Source organism: Streptomyces sp. NPDC001507 (genome assembly GCF_042894765.1).
Taxonomy (GTDB): Bacteria; Actinomycetota; Actinomycetes; order Streptomycetales; family Streptomycetaceae; genus Streptomyces.
Genome location: NZ_JBIAVV010000002.1, coordinates 357,909 through 380,740 on the forward strand (window position 1 = coordinate 357,909; position 22,832 = coordinate 380,740).

Annotated in this window: 18 protein-coding genes; 8 read left to right on the forward strand and 10 right to left on the reverse strand. The window is 72.1% G+C overall.

From position 1 onward, the window contains the following. Window positions 1-672 (reverse strand): DUF3105 domain-containing protein, encoded by a 672-nt coding sequence (locus tag ACFY0K_RS07805; protein WP_390639091.1) that lies wholly within the window; start codon window positions 670-672, stop codon window positions 1-3. A 368-nt stretch (window positions 673-1,040) separates the two neighbouring features. Between ACFY0K_RS07805 and ACFY0K_RS07810 the strand changes: the two genes are divergently transcribed. Further along, the gene (locus ACFY0K_RS07810) at window positions 1,041-1,565 is read left to right on the forward strand and encodes a hypothetical protein (protein WP_382722712.1); all 525 of its coding nucleotides are present in this window, start codon (window positions 1,041-1,043) and stop codon (window positions 1,563-1,565) included. A 350-nt stretch (window positions 1,566-1,915) separates the two neighbouring features. Then, window positions 1,916-3,277, forward strand: coding sequence for a type I glutamate--ammonia ligase (gene glnA, locus ACFY0K_RS07815; protein ID WP_093503759.1), 1,362 nt, complete (start codon window positions 1,916-1,918; stop codon window positions 3,275-3,277). A 34-nt stretch (window positions 3,278-3,311) separates the two neighbouring features. On the opposite strand, the gene ACFY0K_RS07820 is transcribed toward glnA, so the two are convergent. From ACFY0K_RS07820 to ACFY0K_RS07835, 4 genes are all read right to left on the reverse strand, one after another. After that, window positions 3,312-4,478, reverse strand: a complete 1,167-nt coding sequence (locus ACFY0K_RS07820; protein ID WP_390639092.1) for a PP2C family protein-serine/threonine phosphatase — start codon at window positions 4,476-4,478, stop codon at window positions 3,312-3,314. A gap of 127 nt (window positions 4,479-4,605) precedes the next feature. Next, window positions 4,606-5,625: a TolB family protein gene (locus tag ACFY0K_RS07825; RefSeq protein WP_390639093.1), complete on the reverse strand. Its 1,020-nt coding sequence runs from the start codon at window positions 5,623-5,625 to the stop codon at window positions 4,606-4,608. Further along, window positions 5,622-6,896 carry an MFS transporter gene (locus tag ACFY0K_RS07830; protein ID WP_390639094.1) on the reverse strand — a complete coding sequence of 425 codons (1,275 nt, stop codon included), beginning with the start codon at window positions 6,894-6,896 and terminating at the stop codon, window positions 5,622-5,624. Before ACFY0K_RS07830 ends, ACFY0K_RS07825 begins: the two co-directional genes overlap by 4 nt. Before the next feature lies 1 nt (window position 6,897). Continuing rightward, the gene (locus ACFY0K_RS07835) at window positions 6,898-7,770 is read right to left on the reverse strand and encodes an alkaline phosphatase family protein (RefSeq protein ID WP_390639463.1); all 873 of its coding nucleotides are present in this window, start codon (window positions 7,768-7,770) and stop codon (window positions 6,898-6,900) included. Between the two features lie 162 nt (window positions 7,771-7,932). On the opposite strand from ACFY0K_RS07835, the gene ACFY0K_RS07840 reads away from it, so the two are divergent. Together ACFY0K_RS07840 and ACFY0K_RS07845 are read left to right on the forward strand one after the other, a co-directional pair. After that, window positions 7,933-8,859: a DUF72 domain-containing protein gene (locus ACFY0K_RS07840; protein ID WP_351954614.1), complete on the forward strand. Its 927-nt coding sequence runs from the start codon at window positions 7,933-7,935 to the stop codon at window positions 8,857-8,859. Window positions 8,860-8,903: 44 nt separating this feature from the next. After that, window positions 8,904-11,897 carry a bifunctional [glutamine synthetase] adenylyltransferase/[glutamine synthetase]-adenylyl-L-tyrosine phosphorylase gene (locus ACFY0K_RS07845; protein WP_390639095.1) on the forward strand — a complete coding sequence of 998 codons (2,994 nt, stop codon included), beginning with the start codon at window positions 8,904-8,906 and terminating at the stop codon, window positions 11,895-11,897. Here ACFY0K_RS07845 and ACFY0K_RS07850 read toward each other — a convergent pair. The 3 genes from ACFY0K_RS07850 to ACFY0K_RS07860 form a co-directional block, all read right to left on the reverse strand. Next, the gene (locus tag ACFY0K_RS07850) at window positions 11,885-13,018 is read right to left on the reverse strand and encodes a sensor histidine kinase (RefSeq protein WP_390639096.1); all 1,134 of its coding nucleotides are present in this window, start codon (window positions 13,016-13,018) and stop codon (window positions 11,885-11,887) included. The two genes, ACFY0K_RS07845 and ACFY0K_RS07850, sit on opposite strands and share 13 nt — an antisense overlap. Before the next feature lie 47 nt (window positions 13,019-13,065). Then, window positions 13,066-13,740: a VanZ family protein gene (locus ACFY0K_RS07855; RefSeq protein WP_390639097.1), complete on the reverse strand. Its 675-nt coding sequence runs from the start codon at window positions 13,738-13,740 to the stop codon at window positions 13,066-13,068. 65 nt (window positions 13,741-13,805) lie between these two features. After that, a complete protein-coding gene (locus ACFY0K_RS07860) occupies window positions 13,806-14,417 on the reverse strand; it encodes a TetR/AcrR family transcriptional regulator (RefSeq protein ID WP_390639098.1) in 612 nt (203 codons plus the stop codon). Between the two features lie 179 nt (window positions 14,418-14,596). Between ACFY0K_RS07860 and ACFY0K_RS07865 the strand changes: the two genes are divergently transcribed. Next, the gene (locus ACFY0K_RS07865) at window positions 14,597-16,048 is read left to right on the forward strand and encodes an APC family permease (RefSeq protein WP_390639099.1); all 1,452 of its coding nucleotides are present in this window, start codon (window positions 14,597-14,599) and stop codon (window positions 16,046-16,048) included. A 25-nt stretch (window positions 16,049-16,073) separates the two neighbouring features. Continuing rightward, window positions 16,074-17,651 (forward strand): amidohydrolase, encoded by a 1,578-nt coding sequence (locus tag ACFY0K_RS07870; RefSeq protein ID WP_390639100.1) that lies wholly within the window; start codon window positions 16,074-16,076, stop codon window positions 17,649-17,651. 448 nt (window positions 17,652-18,099) lie between these two features. On the opposite strand, the gene ACFY0K_RS07875 is transcribed toward ACFY0K_RS07870, so the two are convergent. Beyond that, entirely contained in the window at window positions 18,100-18,957 is an 858-nt protein-coding gene (locus ACFY0K_RS07875) for a phosphatase PAP2 family protein (RefSeq protein ID WP_390639101.1), read from the reverse strand. A gap of 82 nt (window positions 18,958-19,039) precedes the next feature. After that, window positions 19,040-20,062 (reverse strand): LacI family DNA-binding transcriptional regulator, encoded by a 1,023-nt coding sequence (locus ACFY0K_RS07880; RefSeq protein ID WP_351954608.1) that lies wholly within the window; start codon window positions 20,060-20,062, stop codon window positions 19,040-19,042. A 383-nt stretch (window positions 20,063-20,445) separates the two neighbouring features. Here ACFY0K_RS07880 and ACFY0K_RS07885 point away from each other — a divergent pair, with 383 nt between their 5' ends. Together ACFY0K_RS07885 and ACFY0K_RS07890 are read left to right on the forward strand one after the other, a co-directional pair. Next, window positions 20,446-21,720 carry an extracellular solute-binding protein gene (locus tag ACFY0K_RS07885; RefSeq protein WP_390639102.1) on the forward strand — a complete coding sequence of 425 codons (1,275 nt, stop codon included), beginning with the start codon at window positions 20,446-20,448 and terminating at the stop codon, window positions 21,718-21,720. A 100-nt stretch (window positions 21,721-21,820) separates the two neighbouring features. Next, complete coding sequence (locus tag ACFY0K_RS07890; RefSeq protein WP_390639103.1) at window positions 21,821-22,825, forward strand: carbohydrate ABC transporter permease; 1,005 nt, start codon at window positions 21,821-21,823, stop codon at window positions 22,823-22,825. Window positions 22,826-22,832 lie beyond the last annotated feature (7 nt).

A 22,832-nucleotide genomic window follows, 5' to 3' on the forward strand; every position in this document is an offset into this window, starting at 1 on the left:
TCACATCGTCCCGCCGGTGCAGGAGGCTCCCGGCTCCGGGGTCTGCTTGCCCTGCACGTACGTCTCGAAGAACGTGCCGACCTTCGGGTCGTCCGCGCTCGTCACGCTCAACTGGTGCCCCCACGCCGACAGTTCGATCGGCGAGGTCTGGTTCGCGTACGGGCTCATCAGCGAGTACGGGGTCGCCTTCACCTTCGCCGCCAGCTTGTCCACGTCCGACTTCTGCGCCTTGTCGGTGTACGTCACCCAGACCGCGCCGTGCTCCAGGGCGTGCACGGCGTTCTCGTCCTTCACGGCCTTGGTGTAGACGTTGCCGTTGCAGTTCAGCCACACCGGGTTGTGGTTGCCGCCGACCGGCGGGTGCATCGGGTACTTCACGGTCCCCGTGACGTGGGTGCGGGACAGCTTGCCCGTCCAGGTCCGCACGCCGTCGCTGCCGGTGACGAAGTGCCCGGAGTCCCCGGAGCCGCCCTTCGCGTCGCTCGCGCTGTCGCTCTTGGCCGACTGCGAGTTGACCAGCACCACACCGCCGACGACGAGACCGGCGACGACCACGACGCTCGCGCCGATCGTCAGGAACCGGTTGCGCCGCTCACGCGCCTGCTCGGCCCGCCGCATCTCCTCTATACGTGCCTTGCGGGCGGCGGTGGTGCTCTTCTTGGCGGTAGCCATGGGCCGTGTCCTTCTTGGGGGAAAGCGACGTGGAGGGTGAGGCCTGCTGATCGTAATGGGGGAGATGGGGTCAGCCGTAGGCAGGGCACAGGAAAGTCCTGTAAAGACCGGGGTCCGACAGGAAACCGATAATTTGAATGACGGAGGGGTGCCACCTCGTGCCCCCTCGGCTCGGCCGCCGGCCCGGCTATCGGCCCGCAACCAAGCGCGGGCCATGGGTTGCCCTCCGTACGCCCCGCCACGTTCAAACGTTCAACAAAGGGATCCCCGCGGCCGACAAAGGGCTCTACCCGCATAGATGACTCCGGTGCTGTCATGCTCACGACCGCCCGGAATCCCTGCCGGGCACCCCCACCGGGAGATCCCCCATGCCCCGAATATCCCGCTCCCTGGTCACCGCCCTCTCCTCCCTCGCCCTGGCCGCCGCCGGCCTCACGGTCGCCGCCGGCACCGCGCACGCGCAGAGCTGCAGCCAGGGCTACCTCCCCCTGCCCGACCCCAGCTGCCAGCCCGGCGACTTCAACCCGGACGTCACCCAGTCCACCATCGACTCCACCATCTGCGTCTCCGGATGGACCGCGACCGTCCGGCCGTCCAGCTCCTACACCACCGCGCTGAAGAAGAAGCAGATCGTCGAGTACGGCTACACGGACACCAGCACCTCCGACTACGAGGAGGACCACTTCGTCCCCCTCGAACTCGGCGGCGCCCCCAAGAGCGAGCTCAACCTCTGGCCCGAGCCGGAGTACGGCACCAAGACCGCCGCCAACAAGGACACCGTCGAGAACAAGCTCAAGAAGGCCGTCTGCGCCGGCACCGTCACCCTCGCCGACGCCCAGGACGCGATCGTCACGGACTGGACGACCGCGCTGTCCGACCTCGGCCTGAGCTGATCCCGTCCGTCCGACGCGGGGCCGGCCACTTCCTCCGGGAGTGGCCGGCCCCTCTCATGCCGGCCGGGGCCACGCCCTTGGTGGTGACCGGGGCGAGGTGCCGTGGTGTCGGTCACCGGCCTGACGCCCGGGAAACCGGATCGGCCATTACGGATGTCGGTCCGAGCAGGCAAGATGGGCGGCAGGGCAGGACACCTGCCGGACGAGAGCCGTTCAGACCGAGGTCGCCGGCGCGATCAAGGTGCGCAACGCGCGTGAAATGCTGTTGTGGTGTGATGCTCAGGTGCCCGACCGCCTCCTGCGCGACAGGAAGACAGGCGGCCTGACCAGCAAGGATGGGGAAGCGGAAGATGGACAAGCAGCAGGAGTTCGTGCTCCGGACCTTGGAGGAGCGCGACATCCGGTTCGTACGCCTGTGGTTCACGGACGTGCTGGGCTTCCTCAAGTCCGTCGCCGTGGCCCCGGCCGAGCTTGAACAGGCCTTCGACGAGGGCATCGGCTTCGACGGCTCCGCCATCGAGGGCTTCGCCCGCGTCTACGAGTCCGACATGATCGCCAAGCCGGACCCGTCCACCTTCCAGGTCCTCCCGTGGCGCGCGGAGACCCCCGGCACGGCCCGCATGTTCTGCGACATCCTCATGCCGGACGGCTCCCCGTCCTTCGCGGACCCCCGGTACGTCCTGAAGCGCGCCCTGGCCCGCACCTCCGACCTCGGCTTCACCTTCTACACCCACCCCGAGATCGAGTTCTTCCTCCTGAAGGACCGCCCGCTGGACGGCTCCCGCCCGACCCCGGCCGACAACTCGGGCTACTTCGACCACACGCCCACCAACGTCGGCATGGACTTCCGCCGCCAGGCGATCACCATGCTGGAGTCGATGGGCATCTCCGTCGAGTTCTCCCACCACGAGGGCGCCCCCGGCCAGCAGGAGATCGACCTGCGCTACGCCGACGCGCTCTCCACGGCGGACAACATCATGACGTTCCGCCTCGTCATGAAGCAGGTCGCGCTGGAGCAGGGCGTCCAGGCGACCTTCATGCCGAAGCCGTTCTCCGAGCACCCCGGCTCCGGCATGCACACCCACCTCTCCCTCTTCGAGGGCGACCGCAACGCGTTCTACGAGTCGGGCGCGGAGTTCCAGCTCTCCAAGGTCGGCCGCTCCTTCATCGCCGGCCTGCTCAAGCACGCCGCCGAGATCTCCGCGGTCACCAACCAGTGGGTGAACTCCTACAAGCGCATCTGGGGCGGCTCCGAGCGCACGGCCGGCGCGGGCGGCGAGGCCCCCTCCTACATCTGCTGGGGCCACAACAACCGCAGCGCCCTGGTCCGCGTCCCGATGTACAAGCCCGGCAAGACCGGCTCGGCGCGCGTCGAGGTCCGTTCCATCGACTCCGGCGCCAACCCGTACCTGGCCTACGCCGTCCTCCTGGCCGCCGGCCTCAAGGGCATCGAGGAGGGCTACGAGCTCCCGCCGGGCGCCGAGGACGACGTCTGGGCCCTCTCCAACGCCGAGCGCCGCGCCATGGGCATCGAGCCCCTCCCGCAGAACCTCGGCGAGGCCCTCACCCTCATGGAGAACAGCGACCTGGTCGCCGACACCCTCGGCGAACACGTCTTCGACTTCTTCCTGCGCAACAAGCGCCAGGAGTGGGAGGAGTACCGCTCCGAGGTGACCGCGTTCGAGCTGCGGAAGAACCTGCCGGTGCTGTAGGCGCGGGTAGCCGCGGGCGGGGGTGCGGCGCTCGTCAGGAGGCCGTCCCGTCGCGCTGGAGGACGATCATGGCCAGGTCGTCTTCGAGGCGGCCGCCCGTGTACGCGCGGACGTCCGTCGCGAGCTGTTCGACGAGCGGGCCGGGTGCCTGGTCCGCCCAGGCCGTGGCGCGCTCGGCGAGCGGGTAGAAGTCGCCGTCCGTGTTCCGGGCCTCGCTGACGCCGTCCGTGTACAGGAGCAGCCGGTGGCCGTACTCGAACGGGAAGGTCGCCGATGTGTAGCAGCCGCCGGCGCTCTCCGCGCAGTCCACGCCGGCCGGCCATACGCCGAGGCCGAGCGGGGGCGACGGCTCCGGGACCGCCAGCGCCAGCGCCGACCTGGTGCGGCCCCGCAGCAGGAGGGGCGGCGGGTGCCCGCAGCTGACCAGGTGCACCACGGGCTCGTCGTCCGGGATGTCCATGACGGCGGCGGTCACGAAGCGCTCGGCGGGGTCCTCGTTGGGCTCCGAGAACTCCGCGAGCCCCCACCGGACTGCGTCCTCGATGTAGGCGACCAGTTCCGTCAGCGGGATCCGGCGGTGTGCGGCGGCACGGAAGGCGCCCAGCACGATCGCCGTGTCGCTGATCGAGGGAAGCCCCTTGCCCCGGACGTCCCCGATGAGCAGCCGCGTGCAGCCGGGGACCCGGGCGGCGGCGTACAGGTCGCCGCCGATGGCCGTGTCCGCCTCGGCGCTGCGGTAGTGCGAGGCGAGGGAGACGGGTCCGGCCTGCTTCGGCAACGGCCGCAGGACGACCCGTTGTGCCGCGTCGGACACCGAGCGGGCCCGCAGGAGCTCCAGCTCCCTGCGGTCGCGCAGCCGGGTGAAGAGGACGAGGAAGACGCAGACGGCCAGCAGGGCGGCGAGTTCGACGAGGACGCTCTCCGTGGACAGAGTCCGCCGCTCCAGTCCGGCGCAGACCAGGGAGACGACCGCCAGCGCCCCGATCAGCGCGGTGGCACGCGGCCCGCTGCCGACCGCGGTGACCGCCACGGCGACGACGAGGAGGTGGGCCAGGTGGATGTCCGGCGGCAGGAACACGTCCGCCACCGGGATCGCGACGATCAGCAGGAGCGGCCCGGCCAGCCGCAGCGGCCCCGGCGCGTAGCGGCGCCAGGCCCGCAAGGTGTCGACCACGGATGTCGTGATCGGGGCTGCGCTCACGTCGTGCTCCGGTGCTCGGCTGCTGCTGTTCCTGCCACAACCAACCCATGGTCGCATGCCCCCCATTCCCGTTATTCCGGAAATCGGAATGGACATCGGAAGGGAATCGGCGACAACGGGAGCGGTGTCAGCCCAGGTATGCCGGTGACACCGCCGAGACGCTGATCCGCCGCGCCGTGCCCGTGCCGTCCGCCGGGACCTGGTACAGGTCCGCCCCGTAGTCGCCCGGCAGGGCGTAGACGACGGTGTGCGAGTCCTTCCACACCGCCTGGTCGTCGACGCTGCGGGTCTCGGCGAGCGGGGTCTCGCGCATCGTACGGAGGTCGAGGACGTACAGGCGCCAGGGCGCGTCCTTCGGCAGGCCCGGCACCCGCTTCTTGTACGCGATACGGGTGCCGTCGGGGGAGAGCGACGGGCATTCCACGTTCGGGTGGAGGGTGGTGAGCGTGCGGGTGCGCAGGTCGCCCCGGACCAGGTAGGTCGAGCCCTTCGTCGCCAGGGTCGCGTAGAAGGTGCGGTCGTCGGGCGCAAACGTCACGCCCCAGAAGTTGACGTCCGAGGACTGGTACGGACGGCCGTCCCTGACGATGCGGAACGCCTCCAGGGAGGGAATCAGGGCGCCGGTGCGGGTGTCGGCGATCGCCGTGCGGGTCGAGAAGTTCGTGCCCGCGTACGAGTCGCCGCCCACGAACGCCGTCCAGGCCGCGTAGTGCCCGGTGGGGGAGACGCGGGCGCGGGACGGGATGCCCGGCACGTCGTAGTGGGCCCGCTTCTTGAGGTGCGCGTCCAGGATCAGGGCGCGGTAGGTGTCCGAGACCGGGCCGTGGACCGCCTGGAGGCAGACGCCGGTGCCCGCGGCGGCGTAGAAGCGGAGGCATTTCACGCCGGAGGAGGTGCGCGGGCCGGCGGGGGCGCCGGCGGGGACCGTGGTCAGTTCGTCGCGGTGCGGGCCCCAGGCCATGTTGCGGAAGACCAGGCGACCGGGGGCCGTGAGGGTCACCGTCCCCGGGGTGACCTTCGGGCCGCCGGCCTGGGTGTGGTCGCGGCGCTCCGCCCGCGCGGAGGCGTGCAGGACGGAGGCCAGGGCCACTGCCGCGAGAACCGCGAGCGCCAAGAGGAGGATCAGGAGGCGGGAGCGCAGGGTCATGCGGCGGCCTTCCGGGAGGGGCGGAGGGTGAGGGCGTACACCGCGCACACCGCCAGGGCCACCGCCGACACGCTCAGCGCCGTACGGTCGCCCCACAGCGTCCAGGCCGCCCCGAACCCCAGCGAGCAGGCGAACCGCGCCGCCGCCTGGCCCGTCTGGACCAGTGCCAGGCCGGACGAGCGCAGCGCCTCGGGGACGCTGTCGGAGGCGGCCGCCATCAGGACGCCGTCGGTCGCCGCGTAGAACGTGCCGTGCAGGGCCAGCACCGCGTAGGGCAGGGCCGAGCCGTGCCAGGACGTGAGCAGCAGGGCGTAGGCCAGGAGCAGGGCGCCGTGTCCGGCCAGGAAGACGCGCCAGCGGCCCCAGCGGTCCGCGAGGCGGCCCAGCGGGACGGCCAGCAGGAGGAACGCGGCCGCCGTGCCGAGCGGGAGCAGGGCGAACCAGCGGTCCGGGACGCCGAGCCGGCGCTGCAGCAGCAGGTAGACGAAGGAGTCGCTGACCGTCGCGAGGCCCAGGAGCAGGGCGCAGACGGTGATGCGGCGCAGGTCGCGGTGGGAGAGGAGGCCGAGGGCCGCGCGCAGGGTGGGGCGGGCAGCGGACGTGGCCGCCTCGGTACGGCCGCCGCCCGGTACGAACAGGACGAGGATCAGCACGCCCAGGACCGCCACGCAGAAGCTGACCGTGAAGACGGCGTCGTAGCCGTCCACGGTCGCCCGCAGGATCAGGAACGCGGCCAGGGGGCCGAGCAGCGCGCCCGCCGTGTCCATGGCGCGGTGCACGCCGAAGGCGCGGCCCCGGGTCTCCGGGGTGCTGGAGAGCGAGATCAGCGCGTCCCGGGGCGCGGTGCGCAGGCCCTTGCCGGTGCGGTCGGCCGCCAGGATCAGGCCGATGGGGGTGAGGGAGTGGGCGATCAGCAGCAGGGGTTTGCACAGGGCCGACAGGGCGTAGCCCGCGCCCGCCACCCACTTGTGCCGGCCGCCGCCGCGGTCGGCCAGGTGGCCGCCGACCAGGCGTACGACCGCCGAGAAGCCGTTGTAGACGCCGTCGAGGAGGCCGAACCCCAGCGGGGACAGGCCGAGGCCCGCCACCAGGTACAGCGGGAGGACCGCCGTGACCATCTCGGAGGAGACGTCCGTGACCAGGCTGACCGTGCCGAGGGCGAGGACGGTGGGCGCGATCGTGGAGCGGTACCGCCCGGCCCGCGGGGGCCGGGCGGTACCTTCCACGGACGCCGTCGCCGGAGTGCTCGCGCGGCTGTCCGCTACGTACACGTCAGGACGCCCAGATCCCGGTGATGTCGGACGAGGACGCCGCGTTGCCCGCGTGCGCGCTCAGGCCCTGGCTGTCCTCCAGGGTGCGCAGCAGGTCGTAGTGGTCGTACGTGGTGGCCGAGGACGAGCCCGCGGCGACCGGCTGGCCGTACAGGACGGTCGGGATCCGGTTGCCCGCCAGGCGGTTGTCCTCGTCCATGGTGACGACGAGGAGGCTGTTGTGGGTCTTCGCCCAGGTGGCGTACGCGCCCAGGTTGTTCTTCAGCCAGGTGTCGCCGGTGGACACCGAGCAGTCGTGCATGTCGCTGCACAGGTTGGGGGTCACGAAGGACAGCTGGGGGAGGGTGGAGTAGTCGGTCGGGAACTGGGCGAACGTCTTCGCGGTCGAGGTCGGCACGTTGCTGAAGCCGAACCACGGGTTGTGCTTGCGCGCGTAGTTGCCGCTGCTGCACGTGGTCGAACCCTGGCTGGGCAGGCTCTCGTTGTAGCTGGCCCAGGTGCGGCCGGCCGCGAGCTGCTCGGAGGCCAGGTTCGCCGCCGAGGAGAAGCCGGGGGTGTAGCAGCTGTCGTCGGTGATGCCCTGGGTGGAGCCGGAGAACAGGGCGAAGTAGTTGGGCTGGCTCGGGTGGGTCTCGGCGTACATCTGGGTCAGGTTGGCGCCGCCGGTGGCCAGCGAGTTGATGTACGGGGCGCTGGAGGAGCCGATGACCTGGCTGTAGGCGTGGTTCTCGAAGACCACGACGATCACGTGGTCCGGGGTCGGTACGGCACTCGCGGCGTGCGCGGACGCGCCGCCGAGCCCGGTCCACAGGCCGACCGCGGCCGCGGTGAAGGCGGTGGCGGACGCCATCGCCGTACGAGCACGGCGCAGCATCCCGGAACGTGCGGAACTGCCGGACACATCAACCTCCGGGGGAGAGGACGGAGAAGAAGGACTGGCGGTGCGGACAGAGCATGCACACGCCAAGACTCCCATGGCTCACGGAATCCGACCCCGGGGGTGAAGAGCCGGTGAACGCCGGGTACTTGCGCCCCCATGGCACGCATCCTCGTGGGCACCTGTGGCTGGACCGACCGCGCCCTGGTGGCGAGCGGCTGGTACCCGCCCGGCCGGCGCGATCCGGAAGGCCGGCTGCGGCACTACGCCGGCCAATTCCCCGTAGCCGAGGCCGACTCCCCCTACTACGCCCTCCCGTCCGCCCGCACCACCCGGCTGTGGGCGGACCGCACCCCGGCCGGCTTCCGCTTCGACGTCAAGGCGTTCTCCCTCCTCACCGGCCACCCGACCCGCCCGGCCGCGCTCCCCGCCGACCTGCGCGGCCGCCCCCGTGACGAAGGCCTGCGCGCGGAGGTCTGGGCCCGCTACGCCGAGGCCGTCGACCCCCTGCGACGATCCGGCCGCCTGGGCACCCTCCTCTTCCAGTATCCGCCCTCCCTGACTCCCGGACCCGACGCGGAGGCGTTCGTGCGGGCCGCCCGGGAGCGCGCCCGTGACTGGCCCTTCGCGGTGGAGTTCCGCGACCCCGCCTGGTGGCGCGGCGAGCGTACGACGGCGTTCCTGCGGGACCTGGACGCCACCGCCGTGGCCGTGGACACGGCCCCGGGCCTGCCCGGCTCCCTCCCTCCGACGGCCCAGGTCACCACCCCCCGGCTGGCGGTCGTCCGCTTCCACGGACGCAGCCCCCACTGGGGCACCGGCACCAAGGAGGACCGCTTCCGCCACACCTACACCGTCCCCGAGCTCACGGAGTGGCTGCCGCGCGTGCGGGCCCTTGCCGAGCAGGCCGAAGAGGTCCACGTCCTGTTCAACAACTGCTGCGCGGACAGCGCCGTACGGGCGGCACGGACGATGGCGGACCTGCTCACGGCCCGGCTGCCGCAGCAGCGCAGCACCCCGTCCGCCGGGCGGCCGCCGTGTCCCACCGACCGCGCGGCCGAAGCCGGCCGCGGCCGATCCGGCTAGGCTCGTCTGGCCAGCATGATCGTGATCCCAAGGGGAGGCCGCACATGACGCCGGGGCGCAGGAGCAGTACCTTCACGCGACTGCTGCGGCACGGCTTCACCGATGCCTCGGCCGCCGAGCGGCTGCTGGACAGCGTCGAGCTGGCCGCCGTACGCGACGACCCGGTGCTCCTCGAGGCCCTCGGCGCCACCGCCGACCCCGACCTCGCCCTGCACGGCCTGGTACGGCTCCTGGAGGCCCAGCCAGGCCCCACCGCCCGCCGGGAGCTGCTCGACACCCTGATAGCGGCCAAGCCGCTGCGGGACCGCCTGCTCGGCGTCCTCGGGGCCTCCGCCGCCCTCGCCGACCACCTCGCCCGGCACCCGCGCGACTGGGAGGTCCTGGTCACCTACGAGCCCCGCGACCTGCACCCGGGCGTCGCGGAGTTCGAACGCGGGCTCGCCGAGGCCGCCGATCCGGTGGCCCTGCGCGTCGCCTACCGGCGCTGCCTGCTGTCCATCGCCGCCAGGGACGTGTGCGGCACGACGGACGTCGCCCAGACCGCCGCCGAGCTCGCCGACCTCGCCACCGCCACCCTGCGCGCCGCCCTCGCCCTCGCCGAGGCCGCCGCGCCCGAGGACGCCGCCGCCTGCCGGCTCGCGGTGATCGCCATGGGCAAGTGCGGCGGCCACGAGCTGAACTACGTCTCCGACGTCGACGTCATCTTCGTCGGCGAGGCCGCGGAAGGCGCCGACGAGGCCAAGGCGCTGCGGTCCGCCACCAGGCTCGCCTCGCACATGATGCGGATCTGCTCCGAGACCACCGTGGAGGGGTCGATCTGGCCCGTCGACGCCAACCTCCGCCCCGAGGGCCGCAACGGCCCCCTCGTGCGCACCCTCAGCAGCCACCTCGCCTACTACCAGCGCTGGGCCAAGACCTGGGAGTTCCAGGCCCTGCTCAAGGCCCGCCCGGTCGCCGGCGACGCCGACCTCGGGCAGGAGTACGTCGCCGCGCTCGGACCCATGGTCTGGAAGGCCGCCGAGCGCGACAACTTCGTCGCCGACGTGCAGAAGATGCGGCGCAGGGTCGTCGAGAACATCCCCGCCGCCGAGGTCGACCGCGAGCTGAAGCTCGGCCCCGGCGGCCTCAGGGACGTCGAGTTCGCCGTGCAGCTCCTCCAGCTGGTGCACGGCCGCACCGACGCCACGCTGCGCTCCGGCACCACCCTCGACGCCCTCCAGGCCCTCGCCGCCGGCGGCTACGTGGGCCGCGCCGACGCCGTCCAGCTCGACGACGCCTACCGCTTCCTGCGCTCCATGGAGCACCGCATCCAGCTCTACCGGCTGCGCCGCACCCACCTGGTCCCCGAGGACGAGGCCGACCTGCGCCGCCTCGGCCGCTCGCTCGGCCTGCGCACCGAGCCGGTGACCGAGCTGATCCGAGAGTGGAAGCAGCACACCGGCGTCGTACGGCGGCTGCACGAGAAGCTCTTCTACCGCCCGCTGCTCGACGCCGTCGCCCAACTCGCCCCCGGCGAAACCCGGCTGAGCGCGGAAGCCGCCCGGGAGCGCCTCGAGGCGCTCGGCTACGCCGACCCCGCCGCCGCCCTGCGCCACCTGGAGGCCCTCGCCTCCGGCGTCACCCGCAAGTCCGCCATCCAGCGCACCCTGCTGCCCGTCCTGCTCGGCTGGTTCGCCGACTCCGCCGACCCGGACGCGGGCCTGCTGAACTTCCGCAAGGTCTCCGACGCCCTCGGCAAGACCCCCTGGTACCTGCGGCTGCTCAGGGACGAGGGGGCCGCCGCCGAGAACCTCGCCCGCGTGCTGTCCGCCGGCCGCCTCGCCCCCGACCTGCTGATGCGCGCCCCGGAGGCGGTGGCCCTGCTCGGCGACGGCGACGGGGGCGGCCTGGAGCCGCGCGGCCGCGCCCAGCTGGAGCAGGAGATCCTCGCCGCCGCCGGCCGCGCCGACAACGCCGAGGACGGGGTGCGGGCGGCCCGTGGCGTGCGCCGCCGCGAGCTGTTCCGGACGGCCGCCGCCGACATCGTGGACTCCTACGGCACCGACACCAAGCCCGTCGAGGCCGACCAGGGCGCCCTCGTCGACCGGGTCGGCGGCGCCGTCTCCGACCTGACGGCCGCGACGCTCGCGGGAACCCTGCGCGCGGTGGTCAGGGACGGCTGGGGGGACACCCTGCCGACCCGGTTCGTCATGATCGGCATGGGCCGGTTCGGCGGCCACGAACTGGGCTACGGCTCCGACGCCGACGTCCTGTTCGTGCACGAGCCGCGGGAGGGCGTGGCCGAGCGCGAGGCCGCCGACGCGGCCAACAAGGTCGTCGCCGAGATGCGCCGGCTCCTGCAGATCCCCAGCGCCGACCCGCCGCTGCTCATCGACGCGGACCTGCGCCCCGAGGGCAAGTCCGGGCCGCTGGTTCGCACCCTCAAGTCCTACGAGGCGTACTACCGCCGCTGGTCGCTGGTGTGGGAGTCGCAGGCCCTGCTGCGCGCCGAACCGGTCGCCGGGGACGAGGATCTGGGGCGCCGGTTCATCGAGCTGGTCGACCCGCTCAGGTACCCGGCGGAGGGGCTCGGCGAGGACGCGGTGCGCGAGATCAGGCGGCTGAAGGCCCGGATGGAGTCCGAGCGGCTGCCGCGGGGCGCCGACCCGAAGCTGCACACCAAGCTCGGGCCGGGCGGCCTCTCCGACGTGGAGTGGACGGTGCAGCTGCTCCAGCTGCGGCACGGCTGGGCCGAGCCGGGGCTGCGCACCACGCGGACCCGGCAGGCACTGGCCGCGGCCCGCGCGGCGGACCTGCTGGGGACCGAGGAGGCCGCGATACTCGACGAGGCCTGGGTGCTGGCGACACGGGTGCGCAACGCCGTGATGCTGGTGCGCGGGCGGGCCGGCGACACCTTCCCCACCGAGAGCCGCGAACTCGCTGCCGTGGGGCGGTACCTGGGGTACGGGGACGGGCACGCCGGGGACATGCTCGACGCGTACCGGCGGACCACGCGCAGGGCGCGGGCCGTCGTGGAGGAGCTCTTCTACGGCGCCTGACGGGGCTCGGCGGCCGCCGAGCCGGAGCCGGGCAGCCGGACGGTGACGAGGAGGCCGCCGGCCGGGCGCGGCGCCAGGTCGAGGGTGCCGTCGTGCGCCCGGACGACGCTGTGCACGATGGCCAGCCCGAGGCCGGCACCGGCGTGCTCGTCGGTGCGGACGCGTTCCGTGCCGCGCTGGAAGGGTTCGGTGAGGGTCGGCACCAGGTCCGGCGGCAGCGGACGGCCCGTGTTCTCGACCCGCAGCACGCTCGTGCCGTGCCGCCGTTCGGTGTGCACCGTCACGGTGCCGCCGGCGGGGAGGTTGTGGACGACGGCGTTCTGGACGAGGTTCGCCACCATCCGCAGGAGGAGCGCGGCCGAGCCGACCGTGTGGGCCGGCTCGCCGGTGACGTCGAGCGCGATCCCGCGCTTCTCGGCGAGGGGGAGCAGCGTCTCGGCGGCCTCCTCGGCGAGAAGGGAGAGGTCGACGGGCTCGCGGCCGAAGCGCCCGCCGTCGGCGCGGCTGAGCAGCAGGAGGGCCTCGGTGAGGTCGATCGCCCGCGTGTTGACGGTGCGCAGGCGTTCGACGAGCTCGTCCCGGTCCCGCGTGGGGTCGGCGCGGGCGGCGTCGAGGAGCGCGCGGGAGACGGCCAGCGGGGTGCGCAGCTCGTGCGAGGCGTTCGCGGCGAACCGCTGCTGTTCGCCGACGTGGGACTCCAGTCGTTCGAGCATGGTGTCGAACACGTCGGCGAGTTCCCGGAACTCGTCCCTGGGGCCCGTCATGCGAATCCGGTGCGAGAGCGATCCGCCCGACGCCATCCGGGCCGCGGCCGCGATCCGGGTGAGGGGCGCCAGCATCCGGCCCGCGAGGATCCAGCCGCCCAGCAGGCCGAAGAGGAGCAGGAAGGCCAGTGCGGTGGCCGCGGCGGGGGCGAAGCCGTTCAGGAGGTCGGAGCGCTTGGGCCCGACGATGATCACGGCGCCGAACCTCTTCTGGATGGACCTGACGTCGTCGTCCGGCACCCAGCGCAGCACGAACACCCACATCACGGCCAGCAGGAGAACGCCGGCGACGAGGAGGAAGCCGGCGTAGCTGAGGGTGAGCTTCAGGCGGGCGCTGAGGTTCGGGCGTCTGTTCACGGTGTACCCAGCGTAGGCAGGACGGGACACGGGCCGCGGCGGGTGACTCAGCTCGTCGGCGTCAGCGCGCCGCTCGGCCGGTCCGGCCGCGCCGGTATCGCCGTACGCCACCAGGGGCGCGACGCCAGCCCGGCCAGCAGGGCACCGACGGCGTTGACCAGGACGTCGTCCACGGAGGACACCCGGTCCAGGCGGAACACGTACTGCGCGGTCTCCACCAGCGCCGAACAGCCCGCCCCGAGCGCCAGGATCCGCGGCGCGGAGGCCAGCGCCGCGAACCGCATCGGGGCGAAGAACCCCAGCGAGGCGAAGACCAGCAGGTTGCCGACGATCCCGAGCGTTCCCATGGTGACCAGGTCCCGCAGCGGTACGAGGCTCACCCGGGCCGGGGCGGTGGCCGGCCCGCCCGGCATCATGGTCAGCCACACGAACGGCACCGTGCCGTGCACCATGCCCACCTCGGCCAGCGACGTCCGCCACGCCGACCCGTGACCGGCGGCACGGCGGCGGTGCGCCAGCGCCCATGCCACCAGCGCGGCGAGCGGCAGCGTGACCAGCGTCATGAGCACCACGCCGTTGAACGTGTCGAGGCAGCCGTGCCACTGCCCGGCCATGCACCTCGGGGCGGACATCAGGAGCGGCCGACGCAGGACGAACGCGGCGCCCGTCACGCCGACGGCCGCCAGGCCGAGGAAGATCGCGTTTCGGTTCACGCCGTCCATGGGACCCGGAGGTGCGTTGCGGCGGCGTATGCGTTTTTCGATACGCCCGCGATACGTGCGGTCTGCTAGGGCATCTGCCGGAGCAGGATCCGGGCGTGGTTCATGAGACCCGTCAGGCCCACCTCGAACGCGCGGTCCGCCCTGCCGTCCCCCACCGCCGCCAGGGCCTGGGCCAGGTGCGGGGTCGGGGTCCGGTCGGTCAGCTCCCACATCGTCTCCGGGGCCGCGAGGTCCAGCGCCGAGCCGAGCACCAGGTTCTCCAGGGCGATCAGCAGGGGCATCACGTCCGCCGCGGCGAAGCCCGCCGTCAGCAGCACCGTGACCGCGCGCTCGTACTGCTCCAGGACCCGGGGCGCCCGCACCGGCGAGGTCATCAGGAGCGGGATCGCCCGCGGGTGGGCGGCGAACGCGGCCCGGTAGGAGCGGGCCCAGGACTCCACCGCGGTGTCCCAGGGGGACAGGTCGAGGGTCGCAGGGTCGATCGCGGCCGCGACCCGTTCGCGCAGCAGCTCGACGATGCCGTCCCGGCCGTCCACATGGTGATACAGGGAACCGGCCTGGGTGCCGAGCCGCTTCGCGATCTGCGGGACGCTGAAGTCGCCCTGCTCGTCCACGAGTTGCAGCGCGGTCGTGGTGATCCGCTCCCGGTCGAGGAGCGGGGTGCGCGGCCGTCCCATGGGTCTGTTCTCCCCCGGAGGTGTGAAACGGGTCTTCCCGGATGTCCAGGAGGAGGCTACATTGCCAAAACCGAAAGGCTTTAGATTTACGGGTCCGGGGCAGCTCCTGCCCTGGTAGCGCCGGTCATCCCGCACGCCCGGAACCCTCCCGTCCGTCGCGCTCGAAGGGCTCCCTCCCCATGTCCGTCACCGCTCGCGAGGAGAGCACGCCACCCGCCGTGGCCACGCTCCGCTCCGGCTCGCTCGGCACCGCCGACATCGCCTTCTTCGTCATCTCCGCCGCCGCCCCGCTCACCGTGATGGCCGGCGTCGCCCCCCTCGCCGTCCTGCTCGGCGGCATCGGCGCCCCCGCCGGCTACCTCATCGCCGGCATCACCCTCGCCGTCTTCGCCGTCGGCTTCACCACCATGAGCCGGCACGTCAGGAGCGGCGGCGCCTTCTACGCGTACATCACCCGCGGCCTCGGCCGCCCCGTCGGCATCGGCGCGGCCCTGCTCGCCCTCGTCGGCTACAACGGCATGGAGATCGGCGTCTACGGCCTGCTCGGCAGCGCAGGGCGGGACACCGCGAAGGCCCTCTTCGGCGTCGACGTCCCCTGGCTGCCGATCGCCCTGGCCGGCCTCCTCCTCATCGGCTACGGCGGCTACCGCTCCATCGAGTTCGGCGCCAAGCTGCTCGGCGTGCTGCTGGTCGCCGAGACCGGCATCCTCGTCCTGCTCGCCGGCGGCGTACTGGTGAAGGGCGGCGCGCACGGCCTGTCCGGCGCCTCCTTCGCCCCGCACCACGTGTTCGTCTCCGGCACGGCCGTCGTCCTGGCCTTCGCCTTCGCCGCCTTCACCGGCTTCGAGTCGACCGTCATCTACCGCCGCGAGGCCCGCGACCCGAACCGCACGGTCCCGCGCGCCACCTACGTGGCCGTCGCCTTCCTCGGCCTCTTCTACGCCTTCATGGTGTGGATCATCATCCAGGCCTTCGGCGACCAGGACGTCGTCGCGGCCGCCGCCAAGGACCCCGGCGGGCTCTTCTTCACCGCCATCACCGGCTACGTGGGCGGCTGGGCGGCCGACCTGATGCACGTCTTCATCGTGACCAGCATCATCGCCTCCCTCCTCGCCTTCCACAACGCGATCAACCGCTACGTCCTCGCCCTCGCCGAGGAGGGGGTGCTGCCCAGGTCCCTGGGCAGGATCCACCCGCGCCACCGCTCCCCGTACCTGGCAGGCACCGCCCAGACCGTCCTCGGCTTCGCGGTCGTGCTCGCCTTCTGGGCGGCGGGCGCGGACCCGTACGACCAGCTGCTGCTGTGGGTCAACACCCCGGGAATGATCGGCCTGTTCGCGCTCCAGCTGCTCGCCGCGATCGCGGTGCCCTGCTACTTCCGGCGGGTACGGCACGAGGAGGGCACCCTGCGCACCGTGGTCGCCCCGACCGTCGCCGCGGTACTCCTCGCCACCGCCATAGGCCTCGTCATCACCCACATCGACCTGTTCACCGGGGCGTCCAGCACGGTCAACACCCTGCTGATCGTCATCGCCCCGGCCGTCTTCGTCGCGGGCCTCGGCCTCGCGTGGTGGCTGCGCCGCGAACGGCCCGCGGTGTACGCGGACTTCGCGTCCGAGCCGACCGAATGACCGTACGCAAGAAGGAGTTCACCGCGTGTCGACCGCCCACCCCGACCTGATCCTGACCGGTGCCGAGGTCCGCACCCTCGACCCCGCCCGGCCGCACGCCACCGCCGTCGCCGTGCGCGACGGGGTGATCGCCGCCGTCGGCGACGAGCGGGACGTACGCGACTGGCGGGGGCCCGGCACCGAGGTCGTGGCGCTGGACGGCGCGCACCTGGTGCCCGGCCTGGTGGACGCGCACAGTCACCCGGTGTGGGGCCTGGACATGGCGACCGGCGCCGACCTGTCGGGCGTGAGCGACCTGGCGGGCCTGCGGGCGGCGCTGGCCGGGGCCGAACGGACCGACGGCTGGGTGATCGGGTTCGGTCTCGACCACAACGCGTTCGAGGGCCGGCCCGTCGACCGCGCGCTCGTCGAGGACGTGCTCGGCGGCGCGCCCGCCTTCCTCCGCCTCTACGACGGCCACTCCGCCCTCGCCTCCGGCGCGGCACTGGCCGCGGCGGGGGTCACGGGCGCGCGGGCCTTCTCCCAGCGGTCGGAGGTCGTCTGCGACCCCGCCGGCCGCCCCACCGGGCACCTCGTGGAGCACGCGGCGATGCAGCTGGTCGAGCGGGCGATGCCCCGCCCCTCGTACGCCGCCCGCCGGGCCCGCCTGGTCGAACTGCTCGCCGCGATGGCGGCCACCGGGCTGACCGGGGCGCACGTCATGGACGCGGGGGACCCGGAGCTGGTCGCGGCGGTGGCCGAGGAGACCGTGCTGCCCCTGCGGCTGCGCTTCGCGCCCTGGTGCATGCCGGGGGTCGACGAGGCCGGGCTGGCGGAACTGGTCGCGGCCCAGGGGCGGGGCGGCCGGCACTGGACGGTCGACGGGGTCAAGTTCTTCATGGACGGGACCGTGGAGGGCGGCACCGCCTGGCTGGAGCACGCGGACTGCCACGGGCAGGGCACGGCGGCGTTCTGGCCCGACCCGGACGCCTACGCCGCCGCCGTACGGCACCTGCACGCGGCCGGGGTGCGCACGGCCACGCACGCGATCGGGGACGCGGCGGTACGGCATGTCCTGGACGTGGTGGCGGGGCTGGGGCCGGGCGCGGCCGGCCGGCACCGCGTCGAGCACATCGAGACGGCGCCGGACGCGCTGCTGCCGCGGTTCGCCGAGCTGGGGGTGGCCGCGTCGATGCAGCCGCCGCACACGGCGTACACCCGGGCCGACGGCACCGACGAGTGGTCGCGCCGCCTCGGCACCGACCGCGCCGCCCACGCCTGGCGCCTGCGCGACCTCCGCGACGCGGGCGCGACGGTCACCCTCGGCTCGGACTGGCCCATCGCCCACTACGACGTCCGCGCCGTCCTGGCCACGGCCCGCGCCCCCCGCGGCGCCGCGTCCGGCGCCCCGGGCCTCACCGGCCTCGAGGCCCTGGAGGGCTGCACCACCCACGCGGCCCGAGCGGCAGGCGAGGCGCCGACGGCAGGCCGCATCACCCCGGGCCACCGCGCCGACCTGACGGCGTTCGCCCTGGACCCGGTGGTGGTCCCGGCGGACGAACTCGCCGAGGCACCCGTACGACTGACGGTGACCGGGGGGCACGTCGTGCACCGGGGAGAGTGAGCCGCCAGCGGGCTGAGGGCGTTTCGGCACCGCCGGGTTCCACCGTCGTGTCTGAGCACCGTCGCGGCGGGGGAAGGGGGGGCGGCGGGGTTTCTGAGGCGGGGGTGGTGAGGCTTGGCTGGGTTGAGTGGGGCCGGGCATCGCCGGGTTCCGCCGTCGTGGCTGGGCGCCGTTGCGGCGGGTGGAGGGGGCTGGTAGTCGCTCTGCGCCGACAGTAGCGCCGGGCTGGAGGTGGCTTCGGGCGGCAGCAGCGCTGGGCCGGAGGCGGTTCTGATCCGGAGGCGGTCCTGAGTCGAGGCCGCTTGTGATGTGTCGGTCGTTCTTGAGCCGACGGCGCTCTCCTCTCCGCCGCAGCGGCGCTCAGCCACAGCCGTGGAGGTCGGCGGTGCCGAACCGGCCATGCGTCCCGGACCCAGGCGCCCCGGCCAGCCGCCCGCAGGCCCCCGTCTCAGCCGCCCGCGGGGCTCCGCAGCAAGGTCACCCCCGTCGGCTGCCGGGGCAGGGTGTACGGGAGGGCGCCGTACCACAGGCGTACCGCTGTGAAGCCGAAGGTGAGGCAGAGGGCGCCGCCCACCGCGTCGAGCCAGAAGTGGTTGGCGGTGGCGACGATGACGAGGAGGGTGGCGGTGGGGTAGAGGAGGCCGAGGAGGCGGGCCCAGGGGACCGAGGCGAGGGCGAAGACCGTCAGGCCGCACCACAGGGACCAGCCGATGTGCATGGACGGCATCGCGGCGTACTGGTTGGACATGTGCTTGAGGTCGCCGGAGGCCATCGAGCCCCAGGTGTGGTGGACCGTCACCGTGTCGACGAAGCGGCCGCCGTTCATCAGACGGGGCGGGGCGAGCGGGAACAGGTAGTAGCCGAGAAGGGCCACGCCGGTCGTCGCGAAGAGGGCGAGGCGGGCCGCCGCGTACCGGCCGGGGTGGCTGCGGTAGAGCCACACCAGGACGCCCAGCGTCACCACGAAGTGCAGCGTCGCGTAGTAGTAGTTCATGCCGACGATCAGCCAATTCACCGAGTTCACGGCATGGTTGACCGAGGCCTCGACGGCGACCCCCAGCCGCTGCTCGGCCTTCCAGATCCAGCCGGCGTTGCGCAGCGCCTGCGCCTTCTGCTCCGGGACCGCGTTGCGGATCAGCGAGTAGGTCCAGTAACTCACCGCGATCAGCAGGATCTCGAACCAGAGCCGGGGCCGCCGCGGCGTCCGCAGCCGACCCAGGAACCCCTGTTCTCCCTCGCCCGTGACGGTCCGCGGAAGGGTCTGTTGTGCGCGACCTTCCGGCTCTGTCACGGTCGAGTCACTCATAGGCACAGAGTCTGCCAGAAAAGACGTTGTCGACAGATCATCCCAAGGTTGGGTTCACGGTGCATGTTCTACGGCGTGGCGACTACTTCCCAGGTACTGCCGCCGTGGAACCGCGTACCACCAATTCCGGCATGAAAACGAACTCGCTGTGCGGAGCCGGGGTACCGCCGATCTCCTCCAGCAGGGTGCGCACCGCGGCCTGGCCCATCGCCGGCACCGGCTTGCGGATCGTGGTGAGCGGCGGGTCGGTGAACGCGATGAGGGGGGAGTCGTCGAAGCCGACGACGGACACGTCCCGGGGGACGTCGAGGCCGCGCTGCCGTACCGCCCGTATCGCGCCGAGCGCCATCATGTCGCTCGCGCACACTATCGCCGTGCAGCCCCGGTCGATGAGCGCCGTGGTGGCCGCCTGGCCGCCCTCCAGGGTGTAGAGGGAGTGCTGGACGAGGTCGGACTCGATGGTGTCCGCCGGCAGGCCCAGCTGGTCCTGCATCGCCCGCACGAACCCCTCGATCTTGCGCTGCACGGGCACGAACCGCTTCGGGCCGAGAGCGAGCCCGACACGCGTGTGGCCGAGGGAGACGAGGTGGGTGACGGCCAGCGTCATCGCCGCGCGGTCGTCGGGTGAGATGAACGGCGCCTGCACCTTCGGCGAGAAACCGTCCACCAGGACGTACGGCACGCCCTGCGCCCGCAGCCGCTCGTAGCGCTGCATGTCGGCGGTGGTGTCCGCGTGAAGGCCCGAGACGTAGATGATGCCGGCGACCCCGCGGTCCACCAGCATCTCGGTCAGCTCGTCCTCCGTGGACCCGCCCGGGGTCTGGGTGGCGAGCACGGGGGTGTAGCCCTGCCGGGTCAGCGCCTGCCCGATGACCTGCGCGAGGGCCGGGAATATCGGGTTCTCCAGCTCCGGCGTGATCAGGCCCACCAGGCCCTCGCTGCGCTGCCGCAGCCGGACCGGACGCTCGTAGCCGAGGACGTCCAGGGCGGCGAGCACGGACTGGCGGGTGGTGGCGGCGACGCCCGGCTTCCCGTTCAGGACCCGGCTCACCGTCGCCTCGCTCACCCCCGCCTGCGCTGCGATGTCGGCAAGCCGTGTGGTCACGGCACTGGACTGTACCGGCCGTATGTCCCCTTGCACACCGATCGAGCGCCTGATGCGGCCTGGGGGGCGGCCCGCTGTGGGCTGCTGCGTCATCGCACTCCCTACTGAAACATGACGGCAAGAGCTTGCAGAGTCTTGCACAAGTGGCCGCCGTAGCGCTCTACCCCCGTAAACAAGCGTCTCACGGCGGTCGCCGACAGGTCACGCCCGGATAACTTCGGAGATCCCTTGCACTTTTTTGCTGCAAGGTCTTTCGCAAGGCTTACATCGCTGTTACGTTCCCTGACGCCCGGCCGCCGCAGCAACGGCGCAGTCGGCACGACAGCGGGACGGTGGACGGGACCGCCCCCGCATCACTCGGGCTTAACCCTCAAGGAGAACTCATGCGGCGTGGCATAGCGGCCTCCGCGCTGGTGGCGTCCCTCGCCCTCACGGCGACGGCGTGCGGCGGCAGCGGAAGCGACAGCAAGTCGGACGGCCCGGTCACCATCACCTGGTGGGACACCTCCAACGCCACCAACGAGTCGCCGACGTACAAGGCCTTGGTCAAGGAGTTCGAAGCCGCGAACAAGGACATCAAGGTCAACTACGTCGACGTCCAGTTCGACCAGGCGCAGAACAAGTTCGACACGGCCGCCCAGTCCGGCAAGGGCGCCCCCGACGTGCTGCGCTCCGAGGTCGGCTGGACCCCCGCCTTCGCCAAGGCCGGCTACTTCGTGCCGCTGGACGGCACCGCCGCCCTCGCCGACAAGGACAAGTTCCAGTCCAGCCTGATCACCCAGGCCCAGTACGAGGGCAAGACCTACGGCGTCCCGCTGGTCACCGACACCCTCGCGCTCGTATACAACAAGGCGCTCTTCAAGAAGGCCGGCATCACCGCCGCCCCCACCAGCTGGGACGAGGTCAAGGCCGACGCCGCCAAGATCCAGGACAAGGCCGGGACCACCGGCTACTGGGGCCCCGAGGCCGCGTACTACACGCAGCCCTTCCTCTACGGCGAGGGCACCGACATGGTCGACGCCTCCGCCAAGAAGATCACCATCACCTCGGCGGCGGCCAAGAAGGGCTACCAGACCTGGCTGGACCTCTACTCCGGCAAGGGCCTGCACAAGGCGGACGTCACCGCCGACGCCTACGCCCACCGCCAGGACGCCTTCGTCAACGGCAAGGTGGCCATGACCATCGAGGGTCCCTGGGAGATCACCAACTTCTACAAGGGCTCCGCGTTCAGCGACAAGTCCAACCTCGGCATCGCCACCGTCCCGGCCGGCTCCACCGGCAAGGCGGGCGCCCCGACCGGCGGCCACAACCTCTCGGTCTACGCCGGCAGCGACAAGGCCCACCAGGCCGCGGCCGAGAAGTTCGTCGCCTTCATGACCTCCGCGAAGACGCAGACGGAGATCGCCCTGAAGAACTCCACCCTGCCGACCCGCTCCGACGCCTACACCGCCGAGGTCAAGGCCGACCCGGGCATCGCCGGCTACCAGGCCGTCCTCTCCTCCGCCCAGCCGCGCCCGGCGCTCGCCGAGTACTCCTCCCTGTGGGGCCCGGTCGGCACCGAGCTGACCAAGATCGCCGGTGGCAAGGAATCCCTGGACAAGGGCCTGAGCACCGCCGAACTCGGGATCGAGAAGCTCGTCCCCGACTTCAGCAAGTAAGCCGCTGACGGCCGCCGGACCTCCCCCGGGACACGGAGGGGGTCCGGCGGCCACCGGCCTGTGCCCAGCCAGATCCCGGAAGACCAGAAGGTGTCGAACCATGACAGTCGCCATCGACCGCGCGACCGGCAAACGCCACGGTGACCGCGCGCCCCGCCCCGGGCTGGGCCAGCGGCTGAAGAACAGCTACCAGAAGTACTGGTACGCCTACGCGATGATCGCCCCCGTCGCCATCGTCCTCGGGGCCCTCGTCATCTACCCGTTGGTGTACGGCTTCTACCTGACGTTGACGGACGCCAACAGCCTCAACACCGCCCGCACCATCGGCGTCAACCACATCGACGCCACCTACAAGTTCATCGGCCTGGGCAACTACAAGGACATCCTGTTCGGCCCGACGTCCTACGACCGCTTCTGGTCCCACTTCATCTGGACGATCGTCTGGACCGCGCTCTGCGTCACCCTGCACTACACGATCGGCCTCGGCCTCGCCCTGCTGCTCAACGAGAAGTTCCGCGGCCGCACCTTCTACCGCATGGTCCTGGTCCTGCCGTGGGCGGTGCCGACCTTCGTCACCGTCTTCGGCTGGCGGTTCATGCTCGCCGACGGCGGCATCGTCAACGCGACCCTGCACTTCCTCCATCTGCCGCAACCGGCATGGCTGGAGGACACGTTCTGGCAGCGGGCCGCCGCGATCCTCGTCAACACCTGGTGCGGTGTGCCCTTCATGATGCTCTCGCTGCTCGGCGGCCTCCAGGCCATCGACGGCACGCTCTACGAGGCCGCCGAGATGGACGGCGCGAGCGCCTGGCAGCGCTTCCGGTACGTCACCCTGCCGGGCCTCAGGTCCGTCAGCTCGACCGTCGTCCTCCTCGGCATCATCTGGACGTTCAACCAGTTCGCGGTCATCTTCCTGCTCTTCGGCGACACCGCCCCCGACGCGCAGATCCTCGTGACCTGGGCCTACTACCTCGGCTTCGGACAGCAGCCGCGTGACTTCGCCCAGTCCGCCGCCTACGGCATGCTGCTGCTGGCCATCCTGATCGTCTTCACCTCCTTCTACCGCCGCTGGCTCAACCGCAACGACCAGCAGCTCGCGATCTGAGGCAGGA

Coding starts and splice junctions, on each gene's coding strand:
- ACFY0K_RS07805 (WP_390639091.1), bottom strand. CDS start 672: ATGGCTACCGCCAAGAAGAGCACCACCGCCGCCCGCAAGGCACGTATA.
- ACFY0K_RS07810 (WP_382722712.1), top strand. CDS start 1,041: ATGCCCCGAATATCCCGCTCCCTGGTCACCGCCCTCTCCTCCCTCGCC.
- glnA (WP_093503759.1), top strand. CDS start 1,916: ATGGACAAGCAGCAGGAGTTCGTGCTCCGGACCTTGGAGGAGCGCGAC.
- ACFY0K_RS07825 (WP_390639093.1), bottom strand. CDS start 5,625: ATGACCCTGCGCTCCCGCCTCCTGATCCTCCTCTTGGCGCTCGCGGTT.
- ACFY0K_RS07835 (WP_390639463.1), bottom strand. CDS start 7,770: ATGCTGCGCCGTGCTCGTACGGCGATGGCGTCCGCCACCGCCTTCACC.
- ACFY0K_RS07840 (WP_351954614.1), top strand. CDS start 7,933: ATGGCACGCATCCTCGTGGGCACCTGTGGCTGGACCGACCGCGCCCTG.
- ACFY0K_RS07845 (WP_390639095.1), top strand. CDS start 8,904: ATGACGCCGGGGCGCAGGAGCAGTACCTTCACGCGACTGCTGCGGCAC.
- ACFY0K_RS07855 (WP_390639097.1), bottom strand. CDS start 13,740: ATGGACGGCGTGAACCGAAACGCGATCTTCCTCGGCCTGGCGGCCGTC.
- ACFY0K_RS07860 (WP_390639098.1), bottom strand. CDS start 14,417: ATGGGACGGCCGCGCACCCCGCTCCTCGACCGGGAGCGGATCACCACG.
- ACFY0K_RS07865 (WP_390639099.1), top strand. CDS start 14,597: ATGTCCGTCACCGCTCGCGAGGAGAGCACGCCACCCGCCGTGGCCACG.
- ACFY0K_RS07875 (WP_390639101.1), bottom strand. CDS start 18,957: ATGAGTGACTCGACCGTGACAGAGCCGGAAGGTCGCGCACAACAGACC.
- ACFY0K_RS07885 (WP_390639102.1), top strand. CDS start 20,446: ATGCGGCGTGGCATAGCGGCCTCCGCGCTGGTGGCGTCCCTCGCCCTC.
- ACFY0K_RS07890 (WP_390639103.1), top strand. CDS start 21,821: ATGACAGTCGCCATCGACCGCGCGACCGGCAAACGCCACGGTGACCGC.